The organism is Chryseobacterium vietnamense, assembly GCF_031454475.1.
Taxonomy (GTDB): Bacteria; Bacteroidota; Bacteroidia; order Flavobacteriales; family Weeksellaceae; genus Chryseobacterium; species Chryseobacterium vietnamense.
Genome location: NZ_JAVDQX010000003.1, coordinates 385,842 through 403,182, shown reverse-complemented (window position 1 = coordinate 403,182; position 17,341 = coordinate 385,842). Strand labels below are relative to the sequence as shown.

18 protein-coding genes are annotated in these 17,341 nt (G+C 36.1%); 5 read left to right on the top strand and 13 right to left on the bottom strand.

Annotated elements, in window-relative coordinates; all coding sequences use genetic code 11:
• Positions 1 to 133 precede the first annotated feature (133 nt).
• Together J2786_RS15860 and J2786_RS15855 are read left to right on the top strand one after the other, a co-directional pair.
• The gene (locus tag J2786_RS15860) at positions 134 to 1,972 is read left to right on the top strand and encodes an ABC transporter ATP-binding protein (protein WP_047427190.1); all 1,839 of its coding nucleotides are present in this window, start codon (positions 134 to 136) and stop codon (positions 1,970 to 1,972) included.
• A gap of 18 nt (positions 1,973 to 1,990) precedes the next feature.
• Positions 1,991 to 2,338, top strand: a complete 348-nt coding sequence (locus J2786_RS15855; protein WP_047427187.1) for a DUF1801 domain-containing protein — start codon at positions 1,991 to 1,993, stop codon at positions 2,336 to 2,338.
• Between the two features lie 50 nt (positions 2,339 to 2,388).
• Here J2786_RS15855 and J2786_RS15850 read toward each other — a convergent pair whose 3' ends face one another.
• The 9 genes from J2786_RS15850 to rsfS form a co-directional block, all read right to left on the bottom strand.
• A complete protein-coding gene (locus tag J2786_RS15850; protein WP_047427185.1) occupies positions 2,389 to 4,191 on the bottom strand; it encodes a phage tail-like protein in 1,803 nt (600 codons plus the stop codon).
• 265 nt (positions 4,192 to 4,456) lie between these two features.
• Positions 4,457 to 4,795, bottom strand: a complete 339-nt coding sequence (locus J2786_RS15845) for a hypothetical protein (RefSeq protein ID WP_047427182.1) — start codon at positions 4,793 to 4,795, stop codon at positions 4,457 to 4,459.
• 4 nt (positions 4,796 to 4,799) lie between these two features.
• Complete coding sequence (locus J2786_RS15840) at positions 4,800 to 5,213, bottom strand: hypothetical protein (protein WP_047427179.1); 414 nt, start codon at positions 5,211 to 5,213, stop codon at positions 4,800 to 4,802.
• A 97-nt stretch (positions 5,214 to 5,310) separates the two neighbouring features.
• The gene (locus tag J2786_RS15835) at positions 5,311 to 6,303 is read right to left on the bottom strand and encodes a helix-turn-helix transcriptional regulator (protein WP_052186768.1); all 993 of its coding nucleotides are present in this window, start codon (positions 6,301 to 6,303) and stop codon (positions 5,311 to 5,313) included.
• A gap of 433 nt (positions 6,304 to 6,736) precedes the next feature.
• Entirely contained in the window at positions 6,737 to 7,393 is a 657-nt protein-coding gene (locus tag J2786_RS15830) for a phosphatidylserine decarboxylase family protein (RefSeq protein WP_047427176.1), read from the bottom strand.
• 4 nt (positions 7,394 to 7,397) lie between these two features.
• Complete coding sequence (locus tag J2786_RS15825) at positions 7,398 to 8,270, bottom strand: phosphatidate cytidylyltransferase (RefSeq protein ID WP_047427173.1); 873 nt, start codon at positions 8,268 to 8,270, stop codon at positions 7,398 to 7,400.
• A 24-nt stretch (positions 8,271 to 8,294) separates the two neighbouring features.
• Positions 8,295 to 8,876, bottom strand: a complete 582-nt coding sequence (locus J2786_RS15820; RefSeq protein ID WP_047427169.1) for an LUD domain-containing protein — start codon at positions 8,874 to 8,876, stop codon at positions 8,295 to 8,297.
• A gap of 135 nt (positions 8,877 to 9,011) precedes the next feature.
• Positions 9,012 to 11,033: an ATP-dependent zinc metalloprotease FtsH gene (gene ftsH, locus J2786_RS15815; protein WP_047427166.1), complete on the bottom strand. Its 2,022-nt coding sequence runs from the start codon at positions 11,031 to 11,033 to the stop codon at positions 9,012 to 9,014.
• A 21-nt stretch (positions 11,034 to 11,054) separates the two neighbouring features.
• The gene (gene rsfS, locus J2786_RS15810; protein ID WP_047097448.1) at positions 11,055 to 11,420 is read right to left on the bottom strand and encodes a ribosome silencing factor; all 366 of its coding nucleotides are present in this window, start codon (positions 11,418 to 11,420) and stop codon (positions 11,055 to 11,057) included.
• Between the two features lie 87 nt (positions 11,421 to 11,507).
• On the opposite strand from rsfS, the gene J2786_RS15805 reads away from it, so the two are divergent.
• Complete coding sequence (locus J2786_RS15805; protein ID WP_047427162.1) at positions 11,508 to 12,221, top strand: biotin--[acetyl-CoA-carboxylase] ligase; 714 nt, start codon at positions 11,508 to 11,510, stop codon at positions 12,219 to 12,221.
• On the opposite strand, the gene J2786_RS15800 is transcribed toward J2786_RS15805, so the two are convergent.
• From J2786_RS15800 to J2786_RS15785, 4 genes are all read right to left on the bottom strand, one after another.
• Positions 12,215 to 13,327: an LptF/LptG family permease gene (locus J2786_RS15800; protein ID WP_047427160.1), complete on the bottom strand. Its 1,113-nt coding sequence runs from the start codon at positions 13,325 to 13,327 to the stop codon at positions 12,215 to 12,217. The genes J2786_RS15805 and J2786_RS15800 overlap by 7 nt on opposite strands.
• A gap of 6 nt (positions 13,328 to 13,333) precedes the next feature.
• The gene (tgt, locus tag J2786_RS15795; RefSeq protein WP_047427159.1) at positions 13,334 to 14,464 is read right to left on the bottom strand and encodes a tRNA guanosine(34) transglycosylase Tgt; all 1,131 of its coding nucleotides are present in this window, start codon (positions 14,462 to 14,464) and stop codon (positions 13,334 to 13,336) included.
• A gap of 67 nt (positions 14,465 to 14,531) precedes the next feature.
• Complete coding sequence (locus tag J2786_RS15790) at positions 14,532 to 14,900, bottom strand: DUF4296 domain-containing protein (RefSeq protein ID WP_310025885.1); 369 nt, start codon at positions 14,898 to 14,900, stop codon at positions 14,532 to 14,534.
• A 5-nt stretch (positions 14,901 to 14,905) separates the two neighbouring features.
• Positions 14,906 to 15,622 carry a polyprenol monophosphomannose synthase gene (locus J2786_RS15785; protein WP_034691591.1) on the bottom strand — a complete coding sequence of 239 codons (717 nt, stop codon included), beginning with the start codon at positions 15,620 to 15,622 and terminating at the stop codon, positions 14,906 to 14,908.
• A 241-nt stretch (positions 15,623 to 15,863) separates the two neighbouring features.
• Between J2786_RS15785 and J2786_RS15780 the strand changes: the two genes are divergently transcribed.
• Together J2786_RS15780 and J2786_RS15775 are read left to right on the top strand one after the other, a co-directional pair.
• On the top strand, positions 15,864 to 16,532 hold the full coding sequence (locus J2786_RS15780) for a DUF4271 domain-containing protein (protein WP_082001898.1): 669 nt from the start codon (positions 15,864 to 15,866) through the stop codon (positions 16,530 to 16,532).
• Between the two features lie 12 nt (positions 16,533 to 16,544).
• Entirely contained in the window at positions 16,545 to 17,285 is a 741-nt protein-coding gene (locus J2786_RS15775; RefSeq protein ID WP_034691594.1) for a uroporphyrinogen-III synthase, read from the top strand.
• The last annotated feature ends 56 nt before the right edge of the window (positions 17,286 to 17,341 follow it).

Here is a 17,341-nt window from a genome sequence, read left to right as displayed (position 1 = left end):
AAAAAATATAGCTGAATAGCCCTGAGTTGTAACAAAAATAAATTTTTTGAAACTTATCAGGTAAAGTAAAATAGGATTAAGAACGTCTTATCTTTTAATTTTACGTAATTTTGCTATCCAATTTTTTCATTGAATGAACCAATATATTAAAATACTAAAGTTCGCAAGACCTCACCAAAAATACATCTACGGAAGTTTGTTTTTCAATCTTATGTATTCTGTATTTCAGATTGCTTCCTTAGGGACTATTCTACCTGTTTTGGGAATGCTTTTCGGAACCATTGAGGCTAAAAAATACAGCCATCCACCTGTGTATTCGGGAGAAATTCTAGATTTTTTCTCCTACGCAAAAGAATATGCCAATTATTATGTTCAGAGTTTAGTGACCCAATATGGAGCACTTAACGTTTTGGCATGGCTTTGTGTGATCACAGCTTTTATGTTTTTGCTGAGAAACCTTTTCAGATATTTAGGTTCATTTTTATTGATCAATTACCGCGTAGGGGTTACTAAAGACCTTCGTGGAGCAATGTACAGAAAGATTCTTGCTTTACCTGTTTCCTTTTTTACAGAAAGCAGAAAGGGAGATCTGATGTCCCGTATGTCTAATGACGTGGGAGAAGTTGAAGGTAATATTTTAGGAAGTTTAGTGGAATTAATCAATGCACCTTTCATGCTGATCAGTACATTGGTAACTCTTTTCTTTTTAAGTACAGAAATGACTCTTTTCTCTCTTTTAGTATTACCTGTAATGGGAACGATGATTGCTTTAATAGGAAAAAGTCTCAAAAAAGATTCTCACCAGGCTCAGAATGAGATGGGAAATATTTTCTCAATCGTAGATGAAACATTGAAATCTACAAAGGTGATTAAGATTTTCAGTGCCGAAAAAATAATGGACAACCGTTTTATGCAGTCTATGCAGAAGTGGATCAACAGCTCCATAAACTTAGGAAGAAAAAAGGAATTAGCCTCTCCAATGAGCGAATTTTTAGGTTCAGTTACGTTCTTGATTATCGCCTGGTACGGTGGAAAACAAATCATCGTAGAGCAAAGTATCTCGCCTGCAGACTTCCTGGTTTTCCTGGGTATTTTCTTCCAGATTTTACCTCCTGTGAAAAGTTTATCACAATCTATTTCGAATGTTCAGAAGGGTGAAGCTTCTCTTGAAAGAGTTTTAGCCATTCTGGATGCTGATGTGAAAATTGACGAAGTACCAAATCCTGTTTCTATATCAACATTAAATAGTTCAATCGAGTTTAATAATATTGGTTTTTACTACGATAAAGATCATACGATTCTTAAAAACTTCTCACTTTCTATTCCAAAAGGGAAAACCGTTGCTCTTGTAGGGCAAAGTGGAAGTGGTAAAACAACTATTGCTAACCTATTAGCAAGATTCTATGATGTTTCGGAAGGAGAAATACTGATTGACGGAACCGACATCAAGCATTTAAAATTACAGGAATACCGTAAGCTGCTGGGAATGGTAACCCAGGAATCTGTATTATTCAATGATTCTGTTTACAATAATATTCTGATGGGTAAACCTGATGCTACCAGAGAAGAAGTAATTGCTGCAGCTAAAATTGCCAATGCTGATACATTTATCACTTCACTTCCTGAAGGATATGATTCCAATATCGGAGATGATGGAGGTAAACTTTCCGGAGGTCAGAAACAAAGGGTTTCTATTGCCAGAGCGGTATTGAAAAACCCACCAATCATGATTCTGGATGAGGCAACTTCTGCACTGGATACAGAATCCGAAAGATTTGTACAGGATGCACTGGAGAAAATGATGGAAAACAGAACTTCGTTAGTGATTGCCCACCGTCTTTCAACCATTCAGAAAGCAGACTGGATTGTGGTAATGGAAAAAGGTGATATCGTGGAACAGGGAACCCACCACGACCTGATTGCAAAAAGAGGAATGTATCACAAACTTGTTGAACTTCAAAACTTCGACTAATCTTTTAACTGAATTAAAATGAACCCAATACAAGAGTATTTCTACAGAATCGAAGAGCCTGAAAGAAGTACTCTTTTATTTTTGCGTGACACCATTTTAGCTTCAGATCCGGAAAATATTACAGAAACATTCAGTTTCGGACTTCCGTTTATCAAATACAAAAAGAAAATGCTGTGCTACTTTTACTACAGCAAAAAATATCAAAAACATTATCTGAGTTTTTATCACGGTGACAGACTTGATTATCCCGAATTGATCCGGGACGGCCGAAAGAAGTTTAAAATCCTTCTTATTGATATGGAAGAAGATATTCCTGTGGATTTGATATTAAACATGATACAGGAGGTTAAAAAACATATAAAATAAAAAACTCCGGCACGAATAATCGTGCCGGAGCCATCTTTAAAAACCTTTTATCATTGTGTGTTTATTCCGTTAAATTCTGCCTGCTTTATTGCCCAGGCAATCATATTGGCAAAAAGGATTGAATTCTGAACCTGCATTCCTCCTGCTGTATATCCGTTTCCTGCATATCCGTAAGCTGATTTCTGAACCGGGAAATACCCTCCTGTGCTGGGCGCTACAAAAGGCTCAATAGTATTACTGGAATACTGATTCCCATTGGCATTTTCATTACTTAAAAAGCCACCGTCACCAAACCAGATAAAGTTTAAGCTGGTATTTCTTAACCCTGAAATTCCCGTTCTGGTAGTTGTACTGTTGATAGGTTGCGCATAGCTGTAAGGAACAAACCCACTTGTCAATCCTGACATGTTTACGGTTGTAGAAGCATCTTCACCCCAGTTTTTTCCTCTTACATCTCCAAAAGGCCCGTTAAGGATAGGATCATCAGTATTAGTAAGAGCATACACAGAACCTGCACCACCTCCATAAGAAGCTGAAATGGTAGGATCAGAAAATATTCCTCTGAATAAATTCTGTGCAGTCCCTGTATCATCAGTCATCGCAATGACAACTCCTTTTTTATTAAGATAAGAAGCAATATAACCGGCATCTGTAGCATTAGGTGTATAGTTGTAACCAATCACAACAATATCCGGCTTATTATTCAGAGCTGTCTGAAGGGCTGTTGATGAAGGGGAATTTCCTAAAGAAGTATGGGTAAAACCTTCATATTTAACAATACTGGAAGCAGTGGTACCGAAATTTGTCGGAGAATCCATCAGGCTTCTTGACGGGCCGGTATAGGCGCTATAACCATAAGCTGTCTCCAGTCCGATATGGAGAACCGTTTTCTTAGGAATAACAACCACTACATTTACAGAACAGGTTGTAGATACACCTCCCTGGCTGTCGGAAGTAATTGTAATTGTTTTCACCGATGTAGAGGTTGGAGTACCTGTTCCGCTTAATGTAATATTCTGATTTCCTGTAGAGGTAAATGTTCCTGATCCGCTGAAAGAAATACCGTCAACCGTATTGGTTGTAACCGTGTAGCTTCCCAATGTTGAAACGTTCACAGGTAAGGTAATTGTATTTGAAGCAGTAAGAGCCGTCCCCACTTTATATACTCCATTTACTGTTGCAGTTCCACAGCTCATGGTATAAGTTCCTGCCGGACTCAGCACAGTAATGGAAATAGCTGGTGTACAAGTCACTTCAGTTCCGTTGGCTTCAAGAACAACATTATCAATCTGGATATTCTGAGGAGTACCCTGTCCCGGAATCTGTATTGTCTGTGTTCCGGTGTTTAGAAATACTCCGGTTCCATAGAAATTATATCCGTTTGCAGTAGTTCCGGAAATGGTATAATTACCGGGTTTTGTTACATTCACAGCAATGTTCAGATAATTTGAATTGGTAAGCTCTTTTCCTTTTACATAGCTTCCCATTGCTTTTGAAGTAGAACAGTCTATGGTAAAAACAGATTTACCCATCTGTCCGCAGACACTTTTCCATTCGTTATCCGCAAAGCTCCAGTAATTAAAGCAGTCTTCTGTGGTGTTGTAAATTGTCAGCCCATCGTCATTGGATTGATTAATTACTATTGCATTTCGCTGTGCTTCCGTTAATCTTGGAATAAGTACTCCTTTGTTATTATTTCCTGAAACAACATCCAAAACGGAATTAGCATTCGGTGTTGTAGTATTAATCCCTACTGCACCATTATTGATTTGAGAAAAAGATTTTCCAAAAACAAAGAGCATTGCTATAAACAAGACTTTGATTGGAGGCATTGTAAATTTTGTTTCCATCATTGTATAAGTTATAATTGTTGATAATTAAAAATATTAATCTTGACATTTAACTTCCACAAAATTATCAACCACAGGTTATTACATGTTAATTTTTCACTACGCAATACTACTCACGCGTAGTAAAACTCACAAAATGACAATGACTTATCAAAACATTACACATCAATAAAAAGTTGAGTTATTTAACAAAACCCAACCATTAATTCAAAAAAGAAAATCAAAATAGTAGAAGACCAATTATTTCTTACTTAATAAAATAATTAGATTAAACAGACTGCAACACCTCTGTCATAAAAATGGCTTTCCATTTGGCAATGGTATTTCGGCTTATTTTAAAATGATCACTCACCTGGAGATTGGTCAGCCCGTTTCTTTTTTGATAAGTAAGAATTTTCAAAATAGATTCCTTATCATAAGAACGGAGTCTCTGATTTTTACGTTCCATCATATATTCAGTTTCTCCAAAAATCAGTTGATTAAATTTCAGAATGTCAAAAGCAGAATGAAATGTTTCCAACTTATGTCTGATGGTGGCATCTGATAATTTTTCGGGAAACTTCTCTTCAAGAATATCGGTGTAAATCTGTTTGTAATCAGGTATCATAGCACTATATCTTTTTCATCCATTTATATAAAGTGGTCTTGGGAATCTTGTACCTTATCACTACATCATTTGCTGTCATTTTCCCGGTTCTTATTTTATCAAGAATAAAATCTTTAACCTCTTGTGTATAGATACTTTTTCTGAAAACCAGCGTGTTTTTATTTTGAGTGAAGACAGTATCAATTCTTGCCTGGGGAGCATACAAAATCAAATGTCCGGTATAAAATCTGAAGAAATCGAATTTTAAAAGCTTGCACCATTTCAGGAGAATATCGGTATCCATACTTTTTGCATGATACATCATCTCTACTTCATCTTCCGTACGGCTCAGAAACCTGGAAATTCTTTCTATTGAAATCTGGCACTCCTCCACTTTAGACTGGATCAGGCTTCCAATATGAATGTTCTTAATATTCATCACAATGTTTTTAAGTAAAAATATTCACAAGAAAACCAAAAAACACCATCGGAAACTACTCAAGATTACGTATGAGTAACAAAAATCGGAATTCTGTTTAAATTTTAATCAAAAAGCTGTTGATATTGATCTCAGAGGAGATATTCAGTTTTTTCCGGATTCTGTATTTTTTACTTTCCACCGCCCGGATACTGTTATTCGTACACTGTGCAATCTTCTTGGTATCAAAATCCAGCTTCATCAGTGCGCAGAAATAGAGCTCAGAATGGATCAGATTAGGATTTATTCTTAAAATTTCGGGAATAAAATGAGGAAAGAACACCTGAAATTTTTCAAAAAACATGGGTGAATTACTTTCCGCTAAATTTAAGATCTCCTGAATATTTTCTTCTGAGAGATGATTGATCAGCATCTGGTGCTTCATAAGCTCTGCATTTGTTTTTACGAGATCCTTGATGGTAGAATCTTTTTCTTTTTTATCGGAAATTAAGCCATGAATCAAAGCGTCTTTTTGGGTAATAAAAACAATATCCATCAGAAAAGAAGCAACCGAAAATAAAATATTCAGCAATTTGATTGTTTTAAAATCTGCTTTTTCTATATATCTGCTTTTAGGAAGAAAATCAAAATCAAAATAAAGACAGGTAATAAAATTGATACTGATGATGAAAGTGATAAAAAAGATGGTGTAGGCGTCTTTTTTGTATTTCAGAAAGAACGGAACAGCAAACAAAAGACAAAAGTAAAAGTACTCTACTCCGGCATTTTTGTAAGTATAAATATTAAAAAAGCTTACGATAAATGTGAGTAAAACAAATATACCGACAATGAATGGTTTTAAAACGTTTCTGAACCGTTTGGTTTTTCCTTTTATGGCCATGAGAAACAACCAGAAAAAGGTAATGATGGTAAGAAATATGGAGATCAGCATATCCCCGAAAAAAGCAATAATGAAAATAGAATAAAACAGGAATATGAAAAACAATAAAAGCAAATACCGGTTAATAAGATGAAGATAATTACTTTCAAAATCATCATCCATATTCTCGGCTTCGTCGTTGATCACCTTAAAGAAAAACTTATAAATCATCTTGTTGTTTTTTTATGCTTTCACAAGCTTAAGTTGGCATTTGTACTCCTGAAAGTATAAATTTTCCAATATTAACAGCCTTTCATGCAAAATAAAAAATCTACAAAACGAAATGTACAGTCTTTTTCAGCATTAAAAAGGAGATGATCAAGGTGTTTTTCTACAATTTACTAAAATTCAATGTTAAAATTATCAAATGAAATGCCATTTTTGACAATAAATTAACAATCATTTACCTCAGATCACTTAAAAAGCATGGGCTTGTGTTTTTAAGCAGGCAAAATTATTGATCCAAATGGAAAAGCATTACTCTTCTGATACGCAATAGTACGCATGCGTAATTAAACTCAAACAACAAAATATATCACTTTATCCCTCAAATAAAAAAGAGAGCTATAATGGCTCTCTTTTGATTTTATATATGATAAGAATATTAATTTTCTTTCAGTTTGGCAATGACATCCTCACCTCCCTTTGTAATATCTCCGATTTTACAGATAATCTCAGTATCCAAAGGCAGGAACACATCCATTCTGGAACCGAATTTAATAAATCCGAACTCATGTCCGGCTTTTGCTTTATCTCCTTCATTACAGTAGAAAACGATTCTTCTTGCAACATATCCGGCAATCTGTCTGAAGACTACTTTATGATTTGTCATCGTCTGAACTGCTACTGTAGTTCTTTCGTTCTCTGTGGAAGACTTTTCATGCCATGCTACCAGATATTTTCCCGGGTGATACTTTTTGTAAATCACTTCTCCCGAAACCGGATATCTGCAGATGTGAACATTAAGTGGTGACATAAAAATAGAAACCTGGATGGCTTTTCCTTTGATAAACTCATCCTCTTCCACTTCTTTAATCATTACCACTTTTCCGTCCACCGGAGCAATAACATTTTCTTTGTGATCAAGAATATTACGATCCGGAACTCTGAAGAACCAGAAAACTAAACCGTAAATAACCAACAAAGGCATAATGATCACCAGTGACCATATTTCAAGGAAATAAATTGCTAAAGCACCCAGAATAATAAAAAGCAGGGTTGCAACGGTAATCGTTCCTTTTGATTCTCTATGTAATTTCATGAGACTAAATAAATTTTTCTAAAATAAAGTACAAATATACGACAGGAACGCAGATAATAAAACTATCCAGTCTGTCTAAAACTCCTCCATGCCCGGGAATGATGTTTCCACTGTCCTTTACACCGAAGTTTCTCTTCAATTGACTCTCCACCAGATCTCCTAAAGGAGCAAAGGCTGCAATCAAAAATCCTACAACCATCCAGTTGCCTCTCAGCTCAGGTTGATAGTGTTCAATAAAGTAGGATAAAACCAATGTTAAAACAACACCTCCGGCATACCCTTCCCAAGTTTTTTTAGGCGAAATTTTAGGCGCCATTTTATGTTTCCCGAAGAACTTTCCAACCAGATAGGCAAAGGTATCGCTACTCCAGATCAGGATAAACAGAAACAGAACCTCCAAAGAGAAACTATCACTGTAGCTGGAGAACTTTGGTAATCCCAATGCAAAACTAAATGGCAGGGCCACGTAGATCACGGTAAAAATAAGTTTTCCGCTGTCGAAGTATAATTCGTTGGGATATTTGAATAAAGTAACCACAGCAATCCCAATTAAAGCCAGTGCCAGTATTTCGCTAAGTCTGAAATCAAAAAAGAAATCGTGATTAAAATATCTTTTGGAAAACATATAGAAAATAAAAATGACCAATGGATATACTACCCATTTTTCATAGCCGTTTCCAAACTTCATGATTTTGACACATTCCCAGGTTCCTACAATCAGCAGCAGACTCATTAATCCATGATAAAGATACTGTTGCTTAATCAGGCCAGGTGCAATATTGTTCAGCAGCTGTGCTCCCAGCGGAGTAGAACAAAGAATAATGATAGCTACATAAACGATACCTGATACGGTTCTTTGAATGAGATTTTTGTCCAAAATTTAAAATTTAGAAGTGGTTGCTTAATCTTCAAGCAGCAATAAAAACAGTTTTGTATTGGAATTGGAAGAACTGTCCATTTTTGATTGGCTTCCGCTTATGGAAGTAAGGTTCTTGATATTTCCGTTTCTTTTTATTTTCCCCATAGCATCATTCAGGTTGTTTACAATCTGAGAAACATTGGCAATAATGATAATTCTGTCGGGAAGCCTTGAAGAATGATAATGAAGAATATTATTATGTGAAAGCATGATTCTGCCATCATAGGCGATCAGGTATTCACAGGTGATGAATGCGGCGTCATTAGACGGTTGTAGCTCTGAAGTATAGGTAGTCTTCACAACGTTCAAAAAGTTCTGAAGTTCTTTGTCCCAACAAAAAAGATTGTGGATCCCTTCAATTTTGATAATTTGATTTAAAGTTTGTAGAGCTTCCGCTTCATCTGCACAATAATTAAAAAATCCCCCCGAATGCGTAAATAATTGCGCAAACTTATAGTCAAGATCCGCATTTTTCAGCGAATCCCCAAGCTTCTCCAGGCTCTGTTTGTCCTCTTCTTCAGGCTGGTTGGTAAGTTTGCTTACAATCCTCTTGAATAAATTCAACTTAATCTATTTTTAGTCAACTTTATACAAAAATAGAAAATAAATTACAATAGTGTCCAAAATATCTCCTTAAATATGAAAAAACCTGACAATTTTGCAGTTGTCAGGTTTTAATAATTTTATTTTTTAAGAGTCTTAAAGCTGTGTTGGGCTTTCAGGAGCCTGTATTTCGCTTTCTTCTTCTTTTTCTTTGATCTGAGGTGTTTCCTCTACCATTGGCTGATCTTTCTCAGGAATAGTATTGGTTACAGGCTTCTCTGTCAGTTCAGGATCCCATGCTCTTTTTCCGAAGATTTCTTCTAAGTCTTCACGGAAGATCACTTCTTTTTCCAACAATTTACTTGCCAGCGCATCAAGTTTATCCTTATTCTCATCAAGAATTCTTACCGCTCTCTCATATTGATTTTCGATGATTGATTTGATCTCTGCATCAATTTTTGTAGCAGTTTCTTCAGAATAGGGCTTTCCGAAATTATACTCAGACTGGCCAGAGCTGTCATAGTAAGAAATGTTACCGATATTCGGGCTTAGTCCGTAGATTGTTACCATTGCCTGAGCTCTCTTCGTCACAGTTTCCAGGTCAGAAAGTGCTCCTGTAGAAATATTGTTGAATATTACCTGCTCTGCTGCTCTACCTCCTAATGTTGCACACATTTCGTCCAACATCTGTTCAGTAGTGGTAAGCTGTCTTTCTTCCGGAAGGTACCATGCTGCTCCTAATGAACGTCCTCTAGGAACGATCGTTACTTTTAAAAGCGGGGATGCATGTTCTACCAACCATGAGATGGTAGCGTGTCCTGCTTCATGGTAAGCCACTCTTCTTTTTTCAGAAGGCTTAATTGCTTTATTTTTCTTTTCAAGACCACCAATGATTCTGTCTACAGCATCAAGGAAATCCTGTTTTGTTACAGAAGTATGATTATTTCTTGCTGCGATCAGTGCTGCTTCGTTACAAACGTTGGCAATATCCGCCCCACTGAATCCAGGAGTCTGTTTTGCAAGAAACTCTCTGTCTACATTATCATCAAGCTTGATCTTTTTCAAGTGAACATCAAAGATCTGTCTTCTTTCGTGAAGTTCCGGAAGGTCTACATAGATAGAACGGTCAAAACGTCCTGCTCTCATCAAAGCTTTATCAAGGATATCTGCTCTGTTGGTTGCTGCCATGACGATAACATTGGTATCTGTTCCGAAACCATCCATTTCAGTAAGAAGCTGATTCAGGGTGTTTTCTCTTTCGTCATTTCCGCCGGAGAAATTATTTTTTCCTCTTGCACGTCCGATAGCATCTATCTCATCAATGAAAATAATCGCCGGAGATTTTGCTTTAGCCTGAGCAAAAAGGTCTCTTACTCTGGAAGCTCCTACTCCTACAAACATTTCAACGAAATCAGAACCTGAAAGTGAGAAAAACGGAACTTTAGCTTCCCCTGCAACAGCTTTCGCCAATAGGGTTTTACCAGTTCCCGGAGGGCCTACTAAAAGGACACCTTTAGGAATTTTACCTCCCAGTTTTGTATATTTTTCAGAGTTCTTCAAGAAGTCTACTACTTCCTGAACTTCTTCTTTAGCTCCTTCCAATCCTGCAACATCTTTGAATGTTACCTGAATTCTTTCTTTTTCGTCAAAAAGCTTTGCTTTAGATTTCCCGATTGAGAAGATCTGTCCGCCAGGACCTCCGCCACCGCCCATCTTTCTGAAAAGTAGGAAGTAGAATAATCCTAAGATTGAAATCCAAACCAGCGCAGGAATTAAAATATCCATTAATGCGCTTTTACCTGTACCGTAATCTTTGGTTGTTTTAATAACCGGATTGCTGGCTTTGACCTGTTCAAATTTCTGAAGGAAAAGTTGAAGGTCTCCATATTTCACAGAAAAATCTGCTTTAGGAGCCATTTCGAAGGCAGAAAGTGGGTTGTTTTCTTTTCCGGCTTTGGAAACCATTGCCGATTTTGCTTCTTTTGTTAGGAAAACATCAGCTTTCTCTATGTCTTTGTATATAATTATATTCTGGACTTTGCCCGCCTGCATTTCTCTAAAGAAACCATCTTCATCAATAGATTTTGCTGCATCACCTCCAAGGAAATTGGAGCCAAAGAATAGCAAAAGAGCTACGATTGCAATAGGAAAGAACCAGTTGAATCCTTTATTATTCATTTAGACTTTTTAAAATTTTTATTATTCATTTTCAATTCTGGTAATGACTGCGTCACCCCAAAGTTCTTCTATATCGTAGTACTCACGTACCTGTTTTTGGAAAATATGAACGACCACTGAAACGTAATCCACCAATACCCACATTGCATTTTCAGTACCTTCTACGTGCCAAGGTCTGTCCTGAAGTTCGTTTCTTACTTTCTTCTCTACACTTCCTGCCAATGCAGCTACCTGTGTATTTGAGTTTCCACTACATATTACGAACGTTTCTGCTACGGAGTTTTCGATGTTTGAAAGGTCAAAGATCATAATGTCTTCTCCTTTTACATCCTGGATAGCTTCAACGATTTTATCTATTAACGCTTGTTTTTCTGCTGTTTTATTCATTAAAAAAATACTATAATCTGCAAATTTATTGTTTTTTCTTTACTTTACCCTTACTTTTACCCTCTTAATCTCTTAAAGTTTTCTTAAATGAGCCAACTCTTCTACCTGAAAGAATGTTCTTCTACTAATGACGAAATATCAAAGTTTTTACTTTACGGAGATTCAAATTTTATAGGACTTCATACTTTTAATCAAACTAAAGGCCGTGGTCAGTATGGAAATATCTGGACTCAGACTGCCGGAAAAAATCTGGCTTATACGCTGGCAATGAATACTCAGAACATCCTGTGCTCCGACTTTATATTCAATTATTATACCGCAATGGTGATCCGGGATTTCCTTGCCAAATTGTCTGACTCTGAGGTAAAAATCAAATGGCCGAATGATATTATCCTTAAAGGTAAAAAAATCGTTGGAATTTTAATAGAAAAGAAAAAAATTAATCAAAATAATTATTTCATTATTGGAGCCGGAATCAACATCCTGCAGGAAAATTTTGACGAAATATCCAATGCGGGATCACTTCTGACACAGACAGGGATACAGTTTGACCTGGAAGAACTCGCTTTAAACCTTCATGAGTATTTGTGTGAAAAGCTTAAGAGTCTACCTTCTGATCAGGAAATTCTGGATGGATTTAATAAAAAACTTTTCAGAAAGGATCAGATATCAGTTTTTGAAATTGAAAAAGAGCGACAAAATGGCATCATCCGACATGCAGACGAAAAGGGTGAACTCTGGATCGAACTGGAAGACGGAATGCATTCCTTTTATCACAAAGAAGTAAAACTACTTTATTGATTGGCTCTTTTGATATAAAGATAAAGCGTAAGCGGTAAAAACACCATATTGGGCAGCCACATGGCTACAGCCGGAGACAAACTTTTATTTTCCGAAACCACTTTTAAGGCTTCAAACGAAAACACGAAAATAAAGGCCAATGAAATACCTATGGCAAGGTTTACACCCAATCCTCCTCTTTTCTTTTGTGATGACAGGGAAAGCGCCAGGAATGTCAGAATAATGATTGAAACAGGCATTGAGGTTCTCTGGTGAAGTTCATTCAGATACGAGTTCAGGTTACTGTTTCCTCTTTCTTTTTCTCTTTCGATGAATTTCAAAAGTTCAGGAGTGGTTTTATTTTGTCCCAAAAGCTCGTTAGGAAAAAGTTCTTCCGGCGAGTGACCGTAATTTTTCCTTAATTCTATTCCGTTACCGAGTTTTTCGGTATTGTCTTTATTGATTGTTTTTTCCAGGTAGTTGTTTAAAACAAACTGTTTTTTGGCTTTATCCCAATACACTTCACTTGCTTTAAGCTCATAGACCATTTTTCTGTCTTTATCATATTTCTGGTAGACAAAACTTGAGCCTCTTTTTTCTCTTTTATTCCATGAATCAACGAAAATATATTCCGTTTTACTCAGCTGTGAAGAAGCGGGAGCTGTTCCTAAAATCTTTTCTTTATTGGCCGCATTATACGTATATGCTTCCAATTCATTTTTCTTGATATTGGCCCATGGAAGAACCATATGGTATACCACAAGGGCAATCAATCCAATAAAAATAGAGGTAAACAGATAGGGCTTGGAAAATCTGTGGAAACTGGCACCACTACTTATAATGGCCACAATTTCAGTATTATTTGCCATTCTGGAGGTAAAATAAATTACCGATATAAATACCAGAATAGAAAGGAAGGTCACCACAAGATTGATGATCCAGAAGGGATAGAAATGGATAAGAAAATACGTCAGATCCAGTTTCGGATCAATAGCCTTGGCATTTTCTATCCTTGGGATTTTCTGCTGAACATCGATTACCAATACGACTATAGACAATAATACCAACATGAAACTGAAAGTCCCAAGGTATTTTTTAATGATATATCTGTCTACAATTTTAAGCATATTCTTTTACAGTCTTTGTCTAAGAACCGGTACCACAGAGTTTTTCCATTCGTAAAAATCTCCTGCCATAATGTGTTCTCTGGCTACTTTTACCAAATCAAGATAGAAGGCAAGATTATGAATCGACGCAATCTGTTTTGCCAGATATTCTTTAGATACAAACAGGTGACGAAGATACGCTTTTGAATATTCACGATCTACAAAACTGGTTCCAAATTCATCCAAAGGCGAAAAATCGCGTTTCCATTTTTCATTTTTAAGGTTCATGACCCCTTGCCAGGTGAAAAGCATTGCATTTCTTGCATTTCTTGTTGGCATTACGCAATCCATCATATCAATTCCCAGTCCGATAGATTCAAGGATATTCCATGGAGTTCCCACTCCCATCAGGTATCTTGGTTTTTCTTTCGGAAGGATATCTGTCACTTCATCAGTGATTCTGTACATTTCTTCTTCTGGCTCTCCAACGGAAAGTCCTCCGATAGCATTTCCTTCTGCTCCTGCTTCAGAAATTACTTCTGCAGAAATTTTTCTAAGGTCAGAATAAGTAGATCCCTGAACAATCGGGAAAAGTCTTTGTTTATGTCCGTATAATTCAGGATTATCATTCGTCCAGTCAATACATCTTTTCAGCCAACGGTGGGTAAGCTCCATGGATGATTTTGCCTGGTTGTAATCACATGGATAAGGAGTACATTCATCGAAAGCCATGAAAATGTCAGCTCCGATCTGTCTTTGAATCTCCATTGATCTTTCCGGAGAGAACATATGATAACTTCCGTCGATATGAGATTTAAATCTCGCACCTTCTTCTGTCATTTTTCTGTTACTCGCCAGTGAAAACACCTGAAAACCTCCTGAATCAGTAAGAATAGGAAGGTCCCAGTTCATGAATTTGTGTAAACCACCAGCATCCTGCATCGTTTCCATGCCCGGACGAAGGTATAGGTGATAAGTATTTCCCAGAATAATCTGAGCTTTAATGTCTTCTTTTAATTCTCTCTGATGAACTGTTTTCACACTTGCAACAGTTCCCACAGGCATAAAAATAGGAGTTTGAATCTTCCCGTGATCTGTGGTAATTTCCCCTGCTCTTGCTTTTCCTTCAGAGGTTTTTTCTATATTAAAAAATTTCATCTCTATACTTTTTTAAATGCACTGTTTTTTTCAGTGATTTTATGGGACAGAAACTTTCAGTCTGATTTTACCTTACTACAGGCATTGCAACACCATTCTGTTTCAGTCTCTCCTTTACATATTTATCTGCTTTGGGATCTTTTTTCAGCAATATTTCCTGAGCATCATTGGTGATCCCATCCATTTCTTCTTTAATCACATAGTATTTGAAACTGTCTACAAAATCATCAGGCTTTACCTTATGTGATTTCAGAACAGCTCTTGTACCTGCTTCCATATTTTTGTCAGGATAGATAAAGATAGCCTGATCGTTAATTGCAAGATCAGCAATGATTTCTGCCATCTTATCTTTATCGATCAGATTTTTAGGCTTATCAATATAATCGCCGCACGAAAACAAGCCCAACAAAACGAAAATAAAGAGTAACTTTTTCATCAGTTTTATAATCTGTTGATGATTGATTTCCATTTTAAGTTCAGCACTCCAAAAACAGCTTCATGGATAATTCCTCCATTCATTTTGCTTTCTCCTAAAATTCTGTTGGTAAATATAATAGGTACTTCTACAATTCTGAAACCTTTTTTAAAAGCTCTGAATTTCATTTCAATCTGAAATCCATATCCTTTTAATTTTACATTATCTAATCCTATTTCTTCCAATACTTTTCTTGAAAAACATACAAATCCTGCAGTGGTATCATGAATTGGAAGCCCTAATACAAACCTTACATATTTTGAGGCAAAATAAGAAAGCAGCACTCTTCCCATAGGCCAGTTCACAACATTCACTCCTTTTGAGTAACGGGAACCAATGGCCATATCTGCATTTTTACATGCTTCAAAAAGTTTTGGCAGATCGTTAGGATTGTGTGAAAAATCGGCATCCATCTCAAAAATATAATCATATTTATTTTCAATGGCCCATTTAAACCCATGAATATATGCCTTTCCCAACCCATCTTTCACATGTCTTATTGACAGATGTAAATAATGCGGATGCTTTTTCTGCAATTCTTTTACGATTTCTGCTGTTCCATCAGGAGAAGAATCATCTACTACCAGGATATGAAAGTCGTCCTCCAATGCAAAAACTGCGGAAATAATATTTTCAATATTTTCCTTTTCGTTATATGTTGGGATGATGACGAGTTTTTTCATTTCAGTTTGCAAAGATAGTTTATTTAACCTTTTTATTTTATACAAAATAATCTATAATTTTGCAAAAATATTTCTCGGGGATTAAGCGGATGAAACAGAAACTTTTATTCAACAGATCTGAACAATACGTAAAATCGATGAGAGCAAATATTTTAACTGCAAATTCATGGATCTGGTGACAGGAAAATCTGTGCCGGGCTGTGTTATCTGAAGTTAAATAATAAATAAAAAAAATTAAATTTTGCCATCATCACAACACTTCATCAATCACGTAAGAATACCTGAGAATAATGATTGGGTAATCTTTATCCTTGTGGGCTGTATATTTTTATATGTTTTTATGATGAACGTCATAGAAAGAGATGCCAGTCTTAAAGATTTTCTGCTTCAGAAATATTTTGATGCAAGCAACAACCTTCCCAGCTGGATCATCACGTCCTGTGTAATGACACTTACCCTATCTGTATTAATTTCACAGTACGTTCCTATTGTACCGAAATACATTGCTGATCTTCAGCTTTTGGGATATCAGCTTAATAAATTTGGATATACATTGCTGGCAGTGCTGCTTTTTTATTTAATAAAGTCAGCATTGGGATTTTTATTTTACCAAAGTATTGGGGATGGAAAAAAATGGACTATTTTTTATTTTACCTCCACAAAGTTTTATTTCATCCTTTCATTTTTGTTAATAATTCTTTGTGTAGCCCATTATTACTTCCCGATAGACAGAAATAAAATGTTTCTGTATTATTTCGGTTTCTTTGCTTTTGTATTCATTTTCAAAGTATTTTTCTATTTATTTCACAAGAACAAGATTCTTCCTGAAAAATGGTATTATAAATTTTTGTATATTTGCACCCTCCAAATCGCACCATTATTATTGCTTTGGAAGTTGTTATTTTTTTAATAAAAGTCAATGATGAGAATAAAGTCTATATTGGTTTCTCAACCAGCGCCTAGTGAGTCTTCTCCATATCTGGATATAGCGAAGAAGGAAAAAATAAAGATTGATTTCCGTCCATTTATCCACGTCGAAGGGGTTGACAATAAAGAGCTCAGAACACAGAAAATAGATCTGACGCAGTATACCGGTATTATTTTTACCAGTAAAAATGCGATTGACCATTACTTCAGACTAGCAGAGGAATTGCGTTTTGCTGTTCCGGATACGATGAGATACATCTGCCAGTCGGAAGCAATTGCCAACTATCTTCAAAAGCACATCGTGTACAGAAAAAGAAAAATCAGCTTTGGGGAGAAGAACTTCTCAGACCTGCTTCCTCTTTTCAAAAAGTTTCCAACTGAAAAATATCTGTTGCCATCTTCAGATGTTTTGAGTCCGGATATTGTAAAAACCATGGATGCATCTAATGTAGACTGGACAAGAGCAATTATGTACCGTACCGTATGCAGCGATCTTACAGATATCAATGTCAAAGATTATGACATGCTGATTTTCTTCAGTCCGCAGGGAATCAAATCGCTACAACAGAATTTTCCGGATTTCAAGCAGGATGAAACCAAGATCGGAGTTTTCGGAAACACGACTTTGGCAGCTGCAGAAGAAGCAGGATTAAAAGTAGATTTAATGGCACCTACGAAGGAAACTCCTTCTATGACAATGGCCCTTGAAAAGTATATTAAAGCACTTCACAAATAGGCTTTAATTATAAAAATACCATCAACCATCTTTTCAATAAAGGAAAGATGGTTTTT

What these genes read in the sequence shown, in the direction of transcription:
- ftsH (WP_047427166.1), bottom strand. Translation starts at nt 11,033, where the DNA reads ATGAATAATAAAGGATTCAACTGGTTCTTTCCTATTGCAATCGTAGCT.
- J2786_RS15805 (WP_047427162.1), top strand. Translation starts at nt 11,508, where the DNA reads ATGAGCCAACTCTTCTACCTGAAAGAATGTTCTTCTACTAATGACGAA.
- J2786_RS15850 (WP_047427185.1), bottom strand. Translation starts at nt 4,191, where the DNA reads ATGATGGAAACAAAATTTACAATGCCTCCAATCAAAGTCTTGTTTATA.
- J2786_RS15800 (WP_047427160.1), bottom strand. Translation starts at nt 13,327, where the DNA reads ATGCTTAAAATTGTAGACAGATATATCATTAAAAAATACCTTGGGACT.
- J2786_RS15790 (WP_310025885.1), bottom strand. Translation starts at nt 14,900, where the DNA reads ATGAAAAAGTTACTCTTTATTTTCGTTTTGTTGGGCTTGTTTTCGTGC.
- rsfS (WP_047097448.1), bottom strand. Translation starts at nt 11,420, where the DNA reads ATGAATAAAACAGCAGAAAAACAAGCGTTAATAGATAAAATCGTTGAA.
- J2786_RS15845 (WP_047427182.1), bottom strand. Translation starts at nt 4,795, where the DNA reads ATGATACCTGATTACAAACAGATTTACACCGATATTCTTGAAGAGAAG.
- tgt (WP_047427159.1), bottom strand. Translation starts at nt 14,464, where the DNA reads ATGAAATTTTTTAATATAGAAAAAACCTCTGAAGGAAAAGCAAGAGCA.
- J2786_RS15785 (WP_034691591.1), bottom strand. Translation starts at nt 15,622, where the DNA reads ATGAAAAAACTCGTCATCATCCCAACATATAACGAAAAGGAAAATATT.
- J2786_RS15830 (WP_047427176.1), bottom strand. Translation starts at nt 7,393, where the DNA reads ATGAAATTACATAGAGAATCAAAAGGAACGATTACCGTTGCAACCCTG.
- J2786_RS15840 (WP_047427179.1), bottom strand. Translation starts at nt 5,213, where the DNA reads ATGAATATTAAGAACATTCATATTGGAAGCCTGATCCAGTCTAAAGTG.
- J2786_RS15855 (WP_047427187.1), top strand. Translation starts at nt 1,991, where the DNA reads ATGAACCCAATACAAGAGTATTTCTACAGAATCGAAGAGCCTGAAAGA.
- J2786_RS15860 (WP_047427190.1), top strand. Translation starts at nt 134, where the DNA reads ATGAACCAATATATTAAAATACTAAAGTTCGCAAGACCTCACCAAAAA.
- J2786_RS15775 (WP_034691594.1), top strand. Translation starts at nt 16,545, where the DNA reads ATGAGAATAAAGTCTATATTGGTTTCTCAACCAGCGCCTAGTGAGTCT.
- J2786_RS15835 (WP_052186768.1), bottom strand. Translation starts at nt 6,303, where the DNA reads ATGATTTATAAGTTTTTCTTTAAGGTGATCAACGACGAAGCCGAGAAT.